This window comes from Rhizobium sp. 32-5/1, assembly GCF_029537235.1.
Classification (GTDB): Bacteria; Pseudomonadota; Alphaproteobacteria; order Rhizobiales; family Rhizobiaceae; genus Pararhizobium.
On the sequence record NZ_CP120638.1, the window covers coordinates 229,525 to 247,179 of the forward strand.

10 protein-coding genes and 5 pseudogenes are annotated in these 17,655 nt (G+C 59.9%); 6 read left to right on the forward strand and 9 right to left on the reverse strand.

Features of this window, described 5'->3' with window-relative positions:
• The first annotated feature begins 284 nt into the window (after window positions 1-284).
• The 6 genes and pseudogenes from P6U16_RS01125 (at window position 285) to P6U16_RS01150 (ending at window position 6,012) form a co-directional block, all read left to right on the forward strand.
• Window positions 285-2,180, forward strand: coding sequence for a peptidylprolyl isomerase (locus P6U16_RS01125; protein WP_277702291.1), 1,896 nt, complete (start codon window positions 285-287; stop codon window positions 2,178-2,180).
• 18 nt (window positions 2,181-2,198) lie between these two features.
• Complete coding sequence (gene trpD, locus P6U16_RS01130) at window positions 2,199-3,212, forward strand: anthranilate phosphoribosyltransferase (protein ID WP_277702292.1); 1,014 nt, start codon at window positions 2,199-2,201, stop codon at window positions 3,210-3,212.
• 17 nt (window positions 3,213-3,229) lie between these two features.
• A complete protein-coding gene (gene trpC, locus P6U16_RS01135) occupies window positions 3,230-4,045 on the forward strand; it encodes an indole-3-glycerol phosphate synthase TrpC (RefSeq protein WP_277702293.1) in 816 nt (271 codons plus the stop codon).
• Window positions 4,045-4,540 (forward strand): annotated as a pseudogene (gene moaC, locus P6U16_RS01140) (cyclic pyranopterin monophosphate synthase MoaC). Before trpC ends, moaC begins: the two are co-directional and overlap by 1 nt.
• A pseudogene (glp, locus tag P6U16_RS01145) lies at window positions 4,540-5,768 on the forward strand (gephyrin-like molybdotransferase Glp). The pseudogenes moaC and glp overlap by 1 nt, the downstream one beginning before the upstream one ends.
• 97 nt (window positions 5,769-5,865) lie before the next feature.
• Window positions 5,866-6,012 (forward strand): hypothetical protein, encoded by a 147-nt coding sequence (locus tag P6U16_RS01150; RefSeq protein WP_277702294.1) that lies wholly within the window; start codon window positions 5,866-5,868, stop codon window positions 6,010-6,012.
• 278 nt (window positions 6,013-6,290) lie between these two features.
• On the opposite strand, the gene P6U16_RS01155 is transcribed toward P6U16_RS01150, so the two are convergent.
• The 9 genes and pseudogenes from P6U16_RS01155 to P6U16_RS01200 form a co-directional block, all read right to left on the reverse strand.
• Window positions 6,291-7,037: a FadR/GntR family transcriptional regulator gene (locus P6U16_RS01155; protein ID WP_277703963.1), complete on the reverse strand. Its 747-nt coding sequence runs from the start codon at window positions 7,035-7,037 to the stop codon at window positions 6,291-6,293.
• Window positions 7,038-7,067: 30 nt separating this feature from the next.
• A pseudogene (yjfF, locus tag P6U16_RS01160) lies at window positions 7,068-8,029 on the reverse strand (galactofuranose ABC transporter, permease protein YjfF).
• Window positions 8,026-9,047 (reverse strand): annotated as a pseudogene (locus P6U16_RS01165) (ABC transporter permease). Before P6U16_RS01165 ends, yjfF begins: the two co-directional pseudogenes overlap by 4 nt.
• A complete protein-coding gene (gene ytfR / locus P6U16_RS01170) occupies window positions 9,047-10,570 on the reverse strand; it encodes a galactofuranose ABC transporter, ATP-binding protein YtfR (RefSeq protein WP_277702295.1) in 1,524 nt (507 codons plus the stop codon). Before ytfR ends, P6U16_RS01165 begins: the two are co-directional and overlap by 1 nt.
• A gap of 215 nt (window positions 10,571-10,785) precedes the next feature.
• Window positions 10,786-11,748: a galactofuranose ABC transporter, galactofuranose-binding protein YtfQ gene (ytfQ, locus tag P6U16_RS01175; protein WP_277702296.1), complete on the reverse strand. Its 963-nt coding sequence runs from the start codon at window positions 11,746-11,748 to the stop codon at window positions 10,786-10,788.
• A 172-nt stretch (window positions 11,749-11,920) separates the two neighbouring features.
• The gene (locus P6U16_RS01180; RefSeq protein WP_277702297.1) at window positions 11,921-12,991 is read right to left on the reverse strand and encodes a BMP family ABC transporter substrate-binding protein; all 1,071 of its coding nucleotides are present in this window, start codon (window positions 12,989-12,991) and stop codon (window positions 11,921-11,923) included.
• Between the two features lie 49 nt (window positions 12,992-13,040).
• The gene (locus P6U16_RS01185; protein WP_277702298.1) at window positions 13,041-13,961 is read right to left on the reverse strand and encodes an ABC transporter permease; all 921 of its coding nucleotides are present in this window, start codon (window positions 13,959-13,961) and stop codon (window positions 13,041-13,043) included.
• Complete coding sequence (locus tag P6U16_RS28250) at window positions 13,948-16,620, reverse strand: ATP-binding cassette domain-containing protein (protein ID WP_349017668.1); 2,673 nt, start codon at window positions 16,618-16,620, stop codon at window positions 13,948-13,950. Before P6U16_RS28250 ends, P6U16_RS01185 begins: the two co-directional genes overlap by 14 nt.
• Before the next feature lie 51 nt (window positions 16,621-16,671).
• Window positions 16,672-17,648: pseudogene (locus tag P6U16_RS01200) on the reverse strand (quinone oxidoreductase).
• Window positions 17,649-17,655: the final 7 nt, after the last annotated feature.

Genomic DNA, 17,655 nt, shown 5'->3' on the forward strand with positions numbered 1-17,655 from the left:
TGAGGCTAACACTTTCGGACGATCAAAAGACCGCCGATTACGCCATTGTGACAGTTATTTTTCAATTGTCGGCTAACGATTCCGACATGAATCGGTCTTGCCGCGCCGCAGCATTATTTCCTCAGATGAAGCCTGAAAGTAATGCCATTTTGGCTTCAGCAACCCTTGGTTTTTTGCTTCCGTATTTTTGAACGCCAAAAGCCTTCAATTCCGGCGCGGATTGCTCTAAGGAACGACACCACCCGCCATAAGGCGACGTAATTTGCGACGAGGTATGCATTCCAATGCTTGATTCCCTGAGAAGAGCTTCCCAGACATGGGTAATGAAAGGCCTTCTGGTCATTCTGGTCTTGTCCTTTGGTGTCTGGGGCATCTCCACGTCGCTGGTTCCCAGTTCGGCCGATTCGGTCATCACCGTTGGCGATATCGAGGTCTCTCCAAGCGATTACCGGCTGGCTTATGAACGCCAGCTGGCACAGCTCTCCCGTCAGTTCGGCACGCGGCTGACACCGGATCAGGCGCGCGCGTTTGGCGTCGAATCCCAAGTCTATTCACAGCTTGTTGCCGGTGCGACGCTGGACCAGCTTTCGGAAGACATGAATCTCGGCCTCTCGGAAGATCGACTTGCCAAGCTCATCGCCGAGGATCCGGCTTTTCACGGCGTCAACGGCCAGTTCGATCGCCTGACCTTTTCCAGCGTCCTGCGCAATGCAGGTCTTCGCGAACAGGATTACATCAACAACCGCAGCCAGGTCGCCGTTCGCTCGCAGGTCGTCGAGGCGATTTCAGATGGCTATACCGCGCCGAAGGTTATGACAGACGCGCTGCGCCAGTATCGCAACGAAACCCGCTCGATCGAATACCTGCTGCTGTCCAATGCCAATATCGATCCCGTGAAGGCGCCAGCCGACGATGTGCTGACACCCTGGTTCGAGAGCCGCAAGGCAGATTATCGCGCGCCGGAATACCGCAAGATCAGCTACGTGAAGCTTGAGCCTTCTGACATTGCGGATCCGTCTTCGGTGACCGAGGACGACCTGCGCGCCGACTACGACAAGCGCAAGGAGAGTTTCAGCACGCCGGAAACCCGCACGGTCGAACAACTGGCTTTCGCATCGCGTGAAGCCGCCGATGCCGCCGCCACAAAGCTGGCAGCCGGAACGACATTCGATGCGCTGATCACGGAAGAAGGCAAGACGGCCGGCGACGTGCTGCTTGGAGACTTTACCAAGGATCGCGTGCCGGATGCAAAGCTTGCGGATGCAGCCTTCGCAGTCACCACAGACGGCGGCGTATCTCCGGTCGTCGATGGCACCTTCGGCCCGGTCATCCTGCGCGTGACGAATATCAAGCCAGCAACCGTCAGAAGTTTTGACGACGCCAAGGAAGATCTCCGCAAGGAACTCGCGCTGTCGAATGCCGCCAATGACATTATGGCGATCCACGACAAGTTCGAGGATGCCCGGATCACCGGCCTCAGCATGAAGGAAGCCGCAGATCAGTCGAATCTGAAGCTCGTTGTTCTCGAAGCCGTGGATGCCGGCGGAAAGGACAAGAACGGCGAGGACATTGCGGGAATTCCGGAGGCACAGTCGCTTCTGGGCGAAGCCTTCAAGACCGATGTGGGCGCTGAAACGCTGCCGATCAATCTGGGCCGCGACGGCTATGTCTGGTTCGACGTCGAGGAGATCATCCCCGCCCGTGACCGGACGCTGGAAGAAGCCCGCGAAAAGGTGGTTGCCGACTGGACGGCCGAGCAGCAGCGTACGGCGCTGGCCGCCAAGGCCGGCGAACTGAAGGCCCGCGTCGAAAAGGGCGAGACCATGGCCGCGATTGCCACGGAACTGGGGCTGGCCGTTGAAACGAAGTCGGGAATCCGTCGCGGTGCGGAAGATGCTGCCGTCAGCGCGGCAGCCATCAGCGCTGCCTTCGGCGGCGCCAACGGGCTGGTTGCAAATGCGCCGGGTGCGGGCAATGAGGGCCAGATCCTTCTGAAGGTCACCGAAGTCGATCTCGACAATCCGGGCGACGTTCTCGAAAATGACGACCGCCAGATCGAGGCTATCGCACGCGCCAGCGGCGACGATATTCTCGACCAGATGGTCGCCGAACTCCAGGCCGGCTACGGTGTCTCGATCAACCAGGAACTCGCCCAGCGCGCGCTGACACAACAGCCGTAAAGCCAGAAAGACGCCCCCATGCCGGAATTGAAGCCGTTCATCGCCAAGGTCGCTCTCGGTCAGTCGCTGAACCGCGACGAGGCGCGACAGGCCTTCGAGATCATCATGTCCGGCGAGGCAACGCCCTCGCAGATCGGCGGTTTCCTGATGGCGTTGCGTGTCCGCGGCGAAACGGTTGATGAGATCGTCGGTGCCGTCGGCACGATGCGATCGCGCATGCTGACCGTCGAAGCTCCGGCAGGTGCCATCGACATCGTCGGCACGGGCGGCGATGGTGCCGGGACCTACAACATCTCGACGCTTGCAGCCCTGATCGTGGCCGGTGCCGGCGTTCCCGTGGCGAAACATGGCAATCGAGCACTGAGCTCGAAATCGGGAACCGCAGATGCGCTGTCTTGCCTGGGGGTGAAGCTCGATATCGGCCCAGCCGAAATCGCCCGCTGCATCCGAGAAGCCGGCCTCGGCTTCATGTTTGCCCAGCAGCACCATTCCGCCATGCGACATGTTGGCCCCACGCGGGTTGAACTCGGCACGCGGACGATCTTCAACCTGCTCGGGCCGCTCTCCAACCCGGCCGGCGTCAAGCATCAGCTTGTCGGTGTCTTTGCGCCGCAATGGGTGGTGCCGTTGGCGGAAGTCCTGCGCGATCTCGGCTCCGAAAGCGTTTGGGTCGTTCATGGCGAAGGCCTCGACGAGATTACCACCACCGGCCGCACGCAAGTTGCTGCGCTGGAAAACGGTACTATCCGGACATTCGAGCTGACGCCAGACGACTTTGGCTTGCCGACCGTTTCGCTGGAGGCGCTGAAGGGCGGCGACGGCGCCTACAACGCACTGGCGCTGCAGGGCGTGCTGAATGGCGACGAAACGCCCTATCGGGATATTTCGCTTGCCAATGCGGCTGCATCGCTGATGATTGCAGGGCGGGCCACGAGCCTGCGCGAAGGCATGGAGATCGGACGGCAGGCGCTGTCGAGCGGGGCTGCCGATGCGACGCTCAAGCGCCTCGTCGCCGTATCCAACGCCGGTTAAGGGAAAGACAGACGGATATGACTGACATTTTGCGCCGAATCGAAACCTACAAACGCGAAGAGATCGCGGCGGCAAAAGCGCGTGTTTCACCTTCCGACCTTCAGGCGATGATTGCGGATCAGGACGCGCCGCGCGGCTTCCATGCTGCGCTATTGGCCAAGCGTGCTGCCGGGCGTTTCGGACTGATCGCCGAAATCAAGAAGGCCAGCCCCTCCAAGGGGCTGATCCGCGCCGATTTTGACCCGCCCTCACTTGCGCAAGCCTATGAAGCGGGCGGTGCCGCTTGTCTGTCGGTCCTCACCGATACGCCAAGCTTTCAAGGCGCACCGGCATTCCTCACCGCCGCCCGTGATGCCTGCAATCTGCCGGCACTGCGCAAGGATTTCATGTTCGACGTCTATCAGGTGCAGGAGGCGCGCGCCTGGGGCGGTGACTGCATCCTCCTGATCATGGCTGCACTTAGCGACGACGATGCGCAGCGGCTCGAGGACGAGGCTTTCCGACTCGGTATGGATGTGCTGGTGGAAGTACATGATGCTGCCGAAATGGAGCGGGCGCTGCGCCTGTCGTCCAAGCTGGTCGGCATCAACAACCGAAACCTGAAGACTTTCGAAATGGATATGACGCTGTCGCAGAAGCTGGCACCGATGGTACCGGAGGACCGCTTGCTGGTCGGCGAAAGCGGTATTTTCACCCATGAAGACTGCAAGCTTTTGGAGCAGGCGGGAATTACCACATTCCTCGTCGGCGAAAGCCTGATGCGCAAGCAGGATGTAACCGCAGCCACGAGGGCCCTGCTCACTGGGTCTGAAGCCGTTCTGGCAGCCGAGTGATGTCAGAGCCATCGCTCACGCACATCGATTCGGCCGGCGAAGCCAATATGGTGGATGTCGGCTCCAAAGACGAGACCGTGCGGGTTGCGGTCGCCGAGGGTCAGATCTCGCATGCGGATCGAAACGCTGCAGCTCATCCTCGATGGCGATGCCAAAAAGGGCGACGTGATCGGCACGGCGCGGCTCGCCGGCATCATGGCGGCCAAACAGACCGCAAACCTCATTCCGCTTTGCCATCCGTTGATGCTGACCAAGGTTTCCGTCGACATCACGGCGGACGAGGCCCTGCCCGGTCTGCGGGTCGAGGCGATGGCGAAGCTTACGGGCCGCACCGGGGTAGAGATGGAAGCGCTGACCGCCGTTAGTGTCGCCTGCCTGGCGATCTACGACATGGCAAAGGCGGCCGACCGAGAGATGGAAATCGGCGGCATTCGTCTTGTCAGCAAATTAGGTGGCCGCTCCGGCGATTATGTCCGTACGGAGCATAAGGCCTGATGTCCCTGCTTGCCGTCGAAGACGCATTGTCCCGGTTGCTGGCCAATGCGTCGGCGGTGCGCCGCACCGAAATGCTCGGGCTGCACGACGCCGCGGGTCGCGTGCTTGCTGCCGATGTGTCCGCGAGGTTGACGCATCCCGCCTTCGACAATTCGGCCATGGACGGTTATGCGCTGCGGCACACCGACATCGAGCGGATCGGTAGCGAACTCACCGTTATAGGTCAATCGGCGGCCGGTCATGGTTTTTCCGGAACGGTTGGCATCGGAGAGGCCGTGCGCATCTTCACCGGAGCCCCCTGCCTGACGGGGCCGATACGGTGTTGATCCAGGAGGATGCGGAAGTTCTTCCCGACAGTCGCATCCGCACGACATTTGCAACGGCGAAGGGCCGGCACATCCGGCCGAAGGGCCAGGACTTCGTCTCCGGCGATATGGTCCTGCGTGCCGGAAAACGGCTCGATGCCGGGCGGCTGACGGTGGCCGCCGCCATGAACCACGCGGAACTTCCGGTACTCGCGCGCCCGAGGATCGCCATTCTGGCAACGGGCGACGAGTTACGACATCCGGGCAGCACACCCGGGTCGGATCAGATCATTGCCTCGAATACCTATGGGGTTGCGGCCCTTGCCCGTGAAAACGGCGCCGATGTCATCGATCTCGGAATTGTCGGCGATAGCCGTGATGCAATTTCCGCGGCCGTGGAACGGGCCGTCGCCGAGAAGGCCGACGTGCTTGTCACGCTCGGCGGTGCATCTGTCGGTGATCACGACCTTGTCCAGTCCACACTTGTCTCCTGTGGCATGAAACTGGATTTCTGGCGCATTGCCATGCGCCCCGGAAAGCCACTGATGGTGGGAACGCTCAACGCCATGCACGTGCTTGGCCTGCCCGGTAACCCGGTCTCCAGCCTTGTCTGCAGTCTGCTCTTTCTCGAGCCCCTCACCCGCAAGCTTGCCGGTTTAAAACCTCGCGACCGGTCCGCGCACGCACTGTCGACCGAGCCCTTGCCCGCCAATGACAAACGCCAAGACTATGTGCGGGGGCGTCTTTCCCTGGATGCTGATGGCGGCCTGCTTACCACGCCGTTCTCGCGGCAGGATTCCTCGATGATGCAGGTGTTTGCCAAATCCGATTGCCTGATTGTTCGGCCCCCGAATGCACCGCACGTTGAAGCCGGAGCCCCCTGCGAGATCCTCGTGTTGCGGCATCCTTCCAGCGATTGCTGAAATAGCGCATATGTTCCGTTTGCACGTCTTCCCAATTGCCGATCCATGCCTATTTAAGCGCTTGAAATACCTGCAATTGAGCCCAGAGGAAAAACTCGTGAATCGCAATGCACTTTACATGTTGGTCGGCGGACTGGTCGTATTGGTTGTCGTTTTGGGCGTCTATATTTACGACAAGGAATCCAAACCCGACGGCGTTGAGCTGAAGATCGGCGAAGGCGGTATCTCGATCCAGGAAAATTAAATAGACGTTACCGATGTCATACGCCCGACACGGTAACCATTTATTAAGCATGCCAACGCAATAATTCGTCTCAAGGGCCTGACTACGGATGTACTAGCAGGACCAAATTCAGACGGGTTGAGGAAAGGTCGGGTTTGTCCCGGCCTTTTTGTTTGCCTCCACCCTTCGACCGTGCCTCGTATTGTTTCCAGTTTCAACCGGCGAGACGGATCACCATCGATTTGAAGCGGCGAATACCGGGAACGAAAGTTGCGATGGCGTCAAGCTGATATGAACAATCAGGGGGCCGCAATTTCGCGTCCCTCATTCAAGGCGGTGCGCACACGCTCCCGTCCCACCTTGATGACATTTTCCATTGCGGCACGAGCGCCCGCCTCATCCCGGCGACTGATCTGCTCGACAATCTTGATATGAGTCCGCGCCACATCGTCGATTTTGTTGCGATCGGATGCCGGCGAACTAAGTTTGAAAATGCCTACGAGCGCCGCCTCGATCAAGCTGCCGACGGTACGCATAAAGGGATTTCCGGAAGCCTCTACGACGGCCAGATGAAAGCGCAGGTCAGCCATGGCCAGACTTTCGGCCGTGTGCGCGGGATCGCCCATGGCCACCGCCAACCGCATCATACCGGCGATTTCGACCTCCGTTGCGTTTCGCGCCGCAAGCACCGCGGCGTGGGGCTCGAAGGCGAGCCGGATTTCACTGAGATCGTAAAGGAATTCTTCGCTGACCCCACGATGGAAATGCCAGGTCAGCACATCACCGTCGAACAAGTTCCACTGATTTCGGGAGGTAACGCGGGTGCCAATCCGGGCACGGGGAACGATGAGGCCCTTGGCAGCGAGCGTTTTCATCGCCTCACGCAACACGGTTCTCGAAACCTTGAAGCGCAAAGCGAGTTCCGGATCACCCGGCAGTATAGACCCTACGGGAAAGTCACCGGCGATGATGGCCTTGCCGAGCTCATCGACGACCTGCGCATGACTGGTGCGGGTGTTGGCGCCGGTGAGAACGGATTCGAGCATACCCTTACGCAAACAAGCTCCCCTTTAAGACTAAGTCCTCTTGTGACGAGACACGAAGAGAATACCCTTTTGCATTAGAATAAATGCAAACAATAGGGCGCCGATCAAAATCTTTGTCCACCAACTCGAGAGCGAGCCATCGAAGGTGATGTAAGTCTGGATCAGGCCCTGGATGAGAACGCCGACAAGTGTTCCCCCTACGAAGCCGGCTCCTCCGGTCAGCAGTGTTCCACCGATCACCACGGCTGCGATAGCGTCTAGCTCCACGCCCACGGTTGCCAGCGAATAGCCTGCTGAGGTGTAGAGGGAATAGACGATTCCCGACAAACCAGCCAGGAAACCCGAGAGGCCATAGATCATGATTGTCGTGCGGCCGACCGGAACGCCCATCAGACCGGACGTCTGCGCACCGCCGCCAAGCGCATAGACGTTCGTGCCGAAACGCGTGCGGTGTGCGATCAGCATGCCGATCACAAAGACCAGCAGCATCACTCCACCGATCAGCGAGATCCGCCCGCCGCCGGGGAGTTTGTAGTAAAGGTTTTCATCGTGGCATAGAACGGATGCCGGATCGGGATCGAATCGATCGACAGAACGAAAGCCATGCCGCGCGCCAGGAACATGCCGGCCAGCGTAACGATAAAGGCTGGCATCTCCAGATAATGGATAATCGCCCCCATGAGCGCGCCGAACGCAGTGGTAATCGCGAGCGCCAGGACGAAGGCAGCGAGCGGATGGATGCTGGTGTTCTCCAGCATGACGGCGAGGAAAATGCCGGTAAAGGCGATCACCGAGCCGATCGACAAGTCGATGCCACCCGACAGGATGACAAAGGTCATTCCGACAGCGGCAATCCCCAGAAACGCATTGTCGGTCAGGAGATTGCCGATCACGCGGGTCGATAGCATGTTCGGATACTGAAACGCACAGATCGCATAGGACAGGACAAAGATCACCAGTGTGGCGATGAGCGGGAGATATTTCTGGTTCATCGGTTCTGCTGCTCCGCCTTGTCCGCGCGGACGGGTTTTACGGTGAAAAAGGCAATCGCGGCTTCGATCTTCGGCGATTGGATGACGAGGATGATGACGATGATCGCCGCCTTGATGATCAGGTTGAATTCCGGGGAAAGCCGGACAAAAGAATACCGGTGTTGATCGCCTGGATGATCATCGCGCCAACGAGCGAGGCGATGATGCTGAAGCGGCCGCCGAGCAAGGAAGTTCCGCCGACAACGACGGCAAGAATGGCGTCGAGTTCCAACCACAAACCGGCATTGTTGGCGTCAGCACCCTTGATGTCCGCTGTCACGATCAGCCCCGCAAGGGCAGCGCAGAAGCCCGAAAGCATGTAGGCAGCCATCAGCAAGACTGGCGTCTGGATTCCGGACAGGGTGCTTGCGCGGCGGTTGATACCGATCGCTTCGATCAGCATGCCGAGCGCCGTACGACGCAGAAGGACCGCGACGGCAATTCCGAAGACCAGCCAGGTGATGACCGGCATTGGCAAGAAGGCAAAGGAACCGCTGCCGATGTAGATCAAACCCGGGTCGTTGAACGTGAGGATCGCGCCCTCCGTCACCAGCTGCGCGATACCGCGGCCGGCGACCATTAGCACCAGCGTGGCGATGATCGGTTGAATGTTGAGGACCGCGACGAGAAAACCGTTCCAGAGGCCGCAGATCAGTCCTGTGCCGATGGCGAGAGCCAGCGTCAAGACGAGCGGATCGCCGCGCACGCTGGAGGCGGCAGCAACCGCCCCGCAAATCGCCATCACCGCGCCCACGGACAGGTCAATGCCCTTCGTTGCGATGACGACGGTCATGCCAACGGCGAGAAGTGCGACGGGCGCGCCGCGATTGAGCACGTCGATCAGACTGCCGTAGAGGCGACCGTTCTGCATTTCCAGTGAGAAAAAGGCCGGAAACACCATCCAGATCAAAGCCAGGATCAATGCCAAAGCGATGAATTGAGGCAGCAGTCGGCGGCCGAGACGTTTTGCGCTGTCCATCACGCCGCTCCCTTGGAAATGCCCGACGCTGCAATCGCGCTGACGATGTTGTCGGTGGTGATCTCGGCGCCATTGAGTTCGGCGACATGCGCCCGGTCACGCAGCACAAGAATGCGGGAACTGTAAGCCACGAGTTCCTCAAGCTCCGAGGATATGACGACGAGGGACAAGCCCTTGGCACAGAGATCCTCGATCAGCCGGATGATCTCGGCATGGGCGCCGACATCGATGCCGCGGGTTGGTTCGTCCAGAATCAGGAACTCCGGATTGGTCGCCAGCCAGCGCGCGAGGATCGCCTTCTGCTGGTTGCCCCCGGATAGGAGCCGGATCGGCTTTTCCCGGTCGCTGGTGCGAATGTCGAGTGCCGTAATGTAGTGATCGGCCAGAGCATTCTGCTGCGCCTGTGACAGCGGGCGGGCCCAGCCCTGTCGGGCCTGCAGCGCCAGCGCGATGTTTTCGCGGACCGACAGGTCGCCGATGATACCATCGGTCTTGCGATCTTCCGGGCAGAAACCAAAGCGATTGGCGATGGCCGCTCGGGGAGAGGACAGATTGGCTGGCTTTCCCGATATTTCCGCGGTGCCGCTGTCGGCTTTTTCAATGCCGAACAGAAGTTCCGCAGTCTCAGTACGGCCGGAACCAAGCAGACCTGCAATGCCCACCACCTCGCCCTTGCGGACTTCAAGATCGAACGGTTTGATCGAACCCGTCTTGCCGTAGTTGGAAAACCGGAAATGCACCGGGCCGGCTTGAGTTTCCGTCTGCCGAACATCCTTTTCAGCCGCCAGCAATTCATGGCCCAGCATCATGGTCACGAGTTCGCGGCGCGGCAGCGAAGCGGTATCGCGCGTGCCGACGAGACGACCGTTGCGCAGCACGGTGATCCTGTCCGAGAGATCGTAGACCTGCTCGAGGAAGTGGGTGATGAAGACGATGCCGAGGCCTTTTTCCTTGAGGCCGCGAACGATGCGGAACAGCATCTCGACCTCCTGCGCATCAAGACTGGCCGTCGGCTCATCCAAGATCAGCACCTTGCCAGAGAGATCAACGGCACGGGCAATCGCGACAACTTGCTGGATCGCAACCGAGTAGCTTTCGAGCGCGGAAGAGACATTGATATCGATGCCGTATTCGGACAGCAAAGCCTTGGCTCGCCGGTTCATCTCGCTCGTGTGCACCAGGCCGAAACGGCGGGGCTGGCGACCGAGAAAGATGTTTTCCGCGACGCTCAGGTTTCCGAGCAGATTGACTTCCTGATAGACGGTGCCAATGCCGAGCTTCTGCGCGTCGAGCGTGTCGCGCGGATCGATTTCGATGCCGTCGAGCATCAGCCCGCCGGAATCACGGCGATAGGCGCCTGTCATACATTTGATCAGGGTGGATTTTCCGGCGCCATTTTCACCGAGAAGGGCATGCACTTCGCCACGCCTCAGCGCGAAATCGACGGCATTCAGCGCGATCGCGCCGGGAAAGGTTTTGACGATTCCGGATGCGGCAAGAATATTTTCAGAATGTGTCTGCATGGTACCGGCTTTCAAGAAGACGTACGTCATCCGCAGCTTACGGACTGCGACCGAAATGCGCCAGAGGAAGCGCAGTATCGCGAGCCTTTCGGGGTCAAGCCCCATCTCTTTCAGGAAAAGAGTTGCGCGCAATGGCGGAACGCCACGCCGCTGCGGCGGCCCTATCGGGCAAATCGACCGACGCGTCGTCCAACAACGACGCGTCGGTCGGCTTATTAGTAGCCGAGGCCCTTCTTCTCTTCGTAGACCTTCGCCGGATCGTCAGCCTGCGTATAGAGCTTGGATTCGGTCTGGATCCACTTCGGCGGCGCCTTGCCGTCCTTGAGGAAAGCGTCGAGCGCGTCGAGAGCCGGGCCTGCCATGTTCGGCGTCAGTTCGACCGTCGCATTGGCTTCGCCTGCTGCCATGGCCTGGAAGATATCCGGCACGGCGTCGATGGAAACGACGAGGATGTCGGCGCCCGGCTTCAGGCCGGCTTCCTTGATGGCCTGGATCGCGCCGACAGCCATGTCGTCATTGTGGGCGTAAAGGGCGCAGATGTTCTTTCCGCCGTCTTCAGCCTTCAGGAAGCTTTCCATGACTTCCTTGCCCTTGGTGCGGGTAAAGTCGCCTGTCTGGCTGCGGATGATCTTCAGGTTGTCATTGCCCTTCAGCGCTTCTTCAAAGCCCTTCTTGCGGTCGATGGCCGGCGAGGAACCGGTCGTGCCCTGGAGCTCGACGACATTGCACGGCTTGCCCGCGGTTGCTTCCACCAGCCACTTGCCGGCGACATTGCCTTCATGGACGAGGTCGGATGTGACGGCGGTCAGATAGAGGTCGTCCTTCGAGTCAACCGTACGGTCGAGCAGGATCACCGGAATTTCAGCATCCTTGGCTTCGGTCAGGACTTCGTCCCAGCCGGTTGCCACAACCGGAGCGATTAGGATAGCATCAACGCCCTGGGCGATGAAAGAGCGCAGCGCCTTGATCTGGTTTTCCTGCTTCTGCTGTGCGTCAGCAAATTTCAGATCGATCCCGCGCTTTTCAGCTTCCTGCTTAGTCAGCGTGGTTTCGGCAGCGCGCCAGCCGGATTCAGAGCCGATCTGCGAAAAACCGATGGTCAAATCAGCGGCAGAGGCCGTTCCGAACGTGCAGGCAGCCAGAATCGTGGCACAGCTAAGTGCTTTTGCAAACTTCATAATTTCCTCCCAAAGAAAGCTGCAGGGTGCAGCGATCGGTAAAAAATCATACTATATGATTTATGTAAACAGGGATTTGTTGCTGCACCTGCGAAATAGATGGGACAAAAAGAAAAGGACGGGCCAAAGCCCGTCCCCCCATAGGTTGCACCGCACAAAATCCTATCAGATTTTATTGGGGCAGCTTGTCGTCGACGCCTTCGACGTAGAAGTTCAAGCCGAGAAGCACACCATCTTCCGCGGCTTCGCCGTCCTTCAGCCAGACAGTTCCGTCCTGTTTGTTGATCGGCCCGGTAAACGGCTTCAGTTCGCCGGACTTGATCTTGGCTTCGGTGGCTTGCGCCATCGCCTTCACGTCGTCAGGCATGTTGGTGTAGGGCGCCATGGTCAGGATGCCGTCCTTCAGGCCGTCCCAGCTCGATGCTGTTTCCCACTTGCCGTCCAGGAAGGCTTGTGTCCGCTTGATGTAATAAGGGCCCCAGGTATCGACGATCGCCGTCAGCTGCGTTTCCGGGCCGGCCTTGATCATGTCGGAGGCCTGACCGAAAGCCTTGATGCCACGCTCTGCGGCAACCTGCATCGGCGCTGTCGTATCGGTATGCTGCGTCAGGATATCGACGCCCTGGTCGATCAGCGCCTTGGCGGCATCGGCTTCCTTGCCGGGGTCGAACCAGGTGTTTGCCCAAACGACCTTGATCTTGAACTCGGGATTAATCGAGCGCGCGCCGAGGAGGAAGGCGTTGATGCCCTGAACCACTTCCGGGATCGGGAAGGACGCGATGTAGCCCGCAACGCCCTTCGTCGACATCTTGCCGGCAATCTGGCCGGAGATATAGCGGCCCTCATAGAAACGGCTGTTGTAGGTCGCAACGTTCGGGGCTGCCTTATAGCCCGTCGCATGTTCGAACTTCACGTCCGGGAACTTGGCAGCGATCTTGACGGTCGCATCCATGAAACCGAAGGAGGTCGTAAAGATCAGGCCGCAGCCGGAGCGTGCCAGGCGCTCGATGGCACGCTCGGCATCCGGACCTTCCGGAACATTTTCAAGGAACTGGGTCTCGATCTTTTCGGCGAGCGCTGTTTCCAGCGCCTGCCGGCCGATGTCATGCGCCTGCGTCCATCCGCCATCGGTCTTCGAACCGACATAGACGAAGCAGATCTTGGCCTTTTCCTGGGCGCTCGCCTGTACGGCAAAGCCGAGGACAGCCGCCGTGGCTGCGAGAGCGAATATGAGTTTTTTCATGGTGACCCCTGTAGGTTTGAGAAAAGTGTCCGTCGATTGTTCTTGTTGTTCACCGGTCAGGCACGAACGGCTTGCCGAGCGATGCCGGCATATTGATCAGTGTCATACGCCGATTATGTGAGATGAGAATGAGTACGACAATTGTCGCCAGATAGGGAAGAGCCGAAAGGAATTGCGAGGGAATTCCGATACCGAAGGCCTGCGCATGCAACTGGCTGATCGACACGGCACCGAAGAGATAGCCGCCGGCCACCAGTCGCCAGGGCCGCCAGGAGGCGAAGACAACGAGTGCCAGCGCGATCCAGCCCCTGCCGGCCGACATGTTCTCCACCCATTGCGGCGTGTAGACCAGCGAAAGCTGAGCGCCAGCGAGGCCAGCGCACGCGCCGCCGAACATCACCGCGAGATAGCGCGTGCGGATGACATTGATGCCGAGCGCATGCGCCGAAGCATGGCTGTCGCCGACAGAACGCAGTCTGAGCCCAGCCCGGCTCTTGAACAGGAACCAGTTGACGCCGATGACGACCGCGATCGACAGGTAGAAGATGATGTCCTGTTTGAAGAGCAAGGGACCAATGTAGGGGACGTCGGAGAGCAACGGAAAAACGATCGGCTGCAGCTTGATGCCGGACACACCGACGAAACTCTCGCCGATCATGCCCGACAGGCCGAGCCCAAGAATGGTCAGCGCCAGCCCTGTTGCCACCTGATTGGCGACCAGTGTCAGCGTCAGGAAACCGAAAAGCAAAGAGAATAAAGCACCTGACAGGATGCCGGCGAGAATACCGACATAGGGTGATCCGGTCAGCTGCGTCGCGACGAAGGCGCAGACCGCGCCCATGATCATCATGCCTTCGACGCCGAGGTTGAGCACGCCGGCACGCTCCGTGACGAGTTCACCAAGGGCGGCAAGCACCAGCGGTGTCGACGCGGTGATGACGGTCAGCAGAATGGCTTCAATGATCGTCATCAGTGACCACCCTCCACGAAGCGCCGCTGAGCTTCGACCAGATGACCCGGATTTTATAGTGAATAAGCGTGTCGCAGGAGAGGACGAAGAACAGCAACAGGCCCTGGAAGACGCGCGTGACCTTTTCCGAGACGCCGATCGACAGCTGTGCCGCCTCGCCGCCGAGATAGGTCAGCGCCAGGACGAGACCGGCTGCGACGATACCCAGCGGATTGAGCCGCCCGAGAAAGGCGACGATGATCGCTGTGAAGCCGTAACCCGGCGAGATGACCGGGCGAAGCTGCTGGATGGCACCGGAGACCTCGGAAACACCGGCAAGCCCGGCAAAGGCGCCGGACAGCATCATGGAGAACCAGATCATCTTGCGCGACGAAAATCCGGCAAACCGCCCTGCCCGCTCCGACTGGCCGAGCACGGTGATTTCAAAACCCTTCAGCGTGTAGCGCATCATGAACCAGACCAGGATGGCGGCGATGATGGCGAAGGCAAAACCCCAATGGGTTCGGCCGGAAGAAACCAATTCCGGCAGGATCGCTTCTGCGCCGAACGTCCGGGTTTCCGGAAAATTCATGCCGCCCGGGTTCCGCCAGGGACCGCGCACCAGCCAGTCGAGGAACAGTTGCGCGACATAGACCAGCATCAGGCTGGTCAGGATTTCGTTGGTGTTGAGATGCGCTTTGAGAAAAGCCGGAATACCCGCAAACAGCGCGCCGCCCAGCATGCCAAAAACCAACATCAGAGGCAGTACGAGAGGCGAATGCCATTCGTAAAACACGACCGGCAGGATGGACCCGGCAATCGCGCCCATGATGAATTGGCCTTCGGCACCGATGTTCCAGTTGTTGGAGCGGTAGCAGACGGAAAGCCCAACGGCGATCAGGATCAGCGGGGCGGCCTTGATCGCCAGTTCGTGCAGCGACCAGACTTCGAGCAAGGGCTCGACGAAGAAGCTGTAGAGCGCATCCAGCGGGTTCTTGCCCAGCAGCGCAAACATGATCGCGCCGACGATGATGGTCAGGACGAGCGCGATAAACGGCGACAGGATGGAAAAAAGCGTCGACACGTTCGGGCGCTTCTCAAGCTCAATGCGCATGGGCCGTCTCCCCTGAACATCCGCATTGCCGTGCATGCCGCCCATCAGGAGCCCGATCTTTTCACGCGACAGCGTCGCGGCCGGATAGGCGTCGGACAGGCGTCCCTCGCTGATCACGGCGATTTCGGTCGCCACTTCGAAGATTTCGTCGAGATCCTGGCTGATCACAAGGACCGCGGAACCGGATTTCGCAAGATCGACCAGAGCCTGCCGGATGCGGCTGGCCGCACCCGCATCGACACCCCAGGTCGGCTGGTTGACGACGAGCACCGTCGGTTGCCGGTCAAGTTCGCGGCCGACGATGAATTTCTGCAGATTGCCTCCGGACAGCGAGCCGGCAGCCGGGTCCTCACCGCTCTTGCGGACGTCCATGGTCTCAGAGATACGCTTGGCGGCACGTTTGACGGCCTGTTGCCGGATGATGCCGAGGAAACCGCCGCCGATAAACGCCTTTCGATCAGACTGGCAGCGCGCCAGAACCAGATTGTCGGACAAGGACAAAGCGGAGACGGCAGCATGGCCGTGGCGTTCTTCCGGCACGAAGCCGGCCCCCATCAGGCGGCGTGCGGTGATACCGAGATTGCCGGCCGGCTTCTGGCGAACCTGAACAGCCTGCGCATCCTGAACCGGATATTCGCCTGATAGCGCATCGAACAATTCGCCCTGCCCGTTTCCGGCAACGCCGGCGATCGCCAATACCTCGCCGGCGCGAACCTTGAGAGAGACATCCTTGAGCGAGACTGCGAATGGCGTGCGCGCAGCGGCAGAGAGATGGCGCGCCTCCAGCTGAACATCACCCTTGGAGCAGGTGCCGGCAGCACTAACATGCGCGACATCGCTGCCGACCATCATGCGGGCGAGCGACGCCGGGGTCTCAAGCCGCGGATCGCAGGCGCCGGTGACCTTGCCGTGGCGCAGGACCGTGGCCCGGTCGCAGATGCGCTGCACTTCCTCCAGGCGGTGGCTGATATAAAGAACCGAGCGGCCTTCGGCCTTGAGCTTGGCAAGTGTTTCAAACAGCCTGTCGGCCTCCTGCGGCGTCAGAACCGAGGTCGGTTCATCCAGGATGATCAGCTTCGGGTTCTGCAGCAGCGCGCGGACGATTTCGATGCGCTGCCGTTCGCCGACGGAGAGATCGGCAACATGGGCGTTCGGATCAAGCGGCAGGCCGTAGCTTTGCGACAACAGGCGTGCTTCATCTGAGATGGTCGCCAGCGAAACGCCCGGATCCATCGACAGCGCAATATTTTCGGCGACGGTCAGCGCCTCGAACAGGGAGAAATGCTGGAAGACCATGCCGATGCCGAGCTTGCGCGCAGCACTCGGGCTGGAGATCTGAACCGGCTGCCCCTGCCAGAGGATCTGGCCGCCGCTGGGGCTGAGCACGCCGAACAGCATCTTGACCAGCGTCGATTTGCCGGCACCGTTTTCGCCCAGAAGCGCATGAATTTCGCCCGGGCGAATATCGAGATTGATGCCGTTGCAGGCAGCGAATGTGCCAAACAGCTTCGTCAGATTGCCAACAGCCAGCAATGGCCTGTTGGCTGGTTCTCCCTCAACCGGCACGCTGCCCCTCTTTTTCTCGCTCTCCGCCCCTCGCCCTTAACAGGCTTTTGATCACGGAATGAGCGCCGTCGTTCCACTCGTTTTTCTTGCTTCCAGATCCGTATGCGCCTGGGCTGCATCAGCCAGTGCATAGGTCTGGTTCACATTGATACGCACTTTGTTGCTTTGCACAATATCAAACAGCGAATTTGCACATGCCTCAAGCGCCGGGCGGGTGGCGACGTAGCCGAACAGGGTCGGACGGGTCGCAAAAAGCGAGCCCTTCTGGGCGAGAACGCCGATGCTGAAGGCGTCGACAGGCCCGGAGGAATTGCCGAAGCTGACCCACAGGCCGCGCGGCTTGATGCAGTCGAGCGACGCGGGATAGGTATCGCGGCCAACGGAATCATAGACAACGTCGACCCCCTTGCCGTTGGTGATCTCCTTGACCTGGCTGACGAAATTGTCCGTTCGATAGTTGATGACATGGTCGTAGCCATGGGCCAGGGCCAGATCGATCTTGTCCTGCGATCCGGCTGTGCCGATCACGGTTGCGCCGAGCGCCTTCGCCCACTGGCCGGCAATCAACCCGACGCCGCCGGCAGCGGCGTGGAACAGAAGCGTCGTTTCCGGTCCGACCTTGAAGGTCTGGTTGAGCAGATACTGCGCCGTCATGCCCTTCAGCATCATGGCGCCGGCTGTTTCCAGGGGATTCCGTCCGGCACCTTAACGAGATGGTTCACCTCGATATTGCGTTCGCTGGCATAGGCGCCGTCGGCGGAGGCATAGGCAACACGATCGCCGACCGCAAAGCGGCTGACATTGTCACCAATGGCGGTGACGGTCCCCGCCCCTTCCTTGCCCGGAATGAAGGGCAGACCTTCGGCCGATTTGTAGAGGCCGGTGCGGAAATAGACGTCGATGAAATTGAGCCCAATCGCCGCCTGGCGAATCTGGACTTCACCCGGACCCGGCGGCTGAAGCGTAATACCTTCAAGCTTCAATACGTCCGGTCCGCCCAATGCCCGTACCATGATTGCCTGTGCCATTGATCGA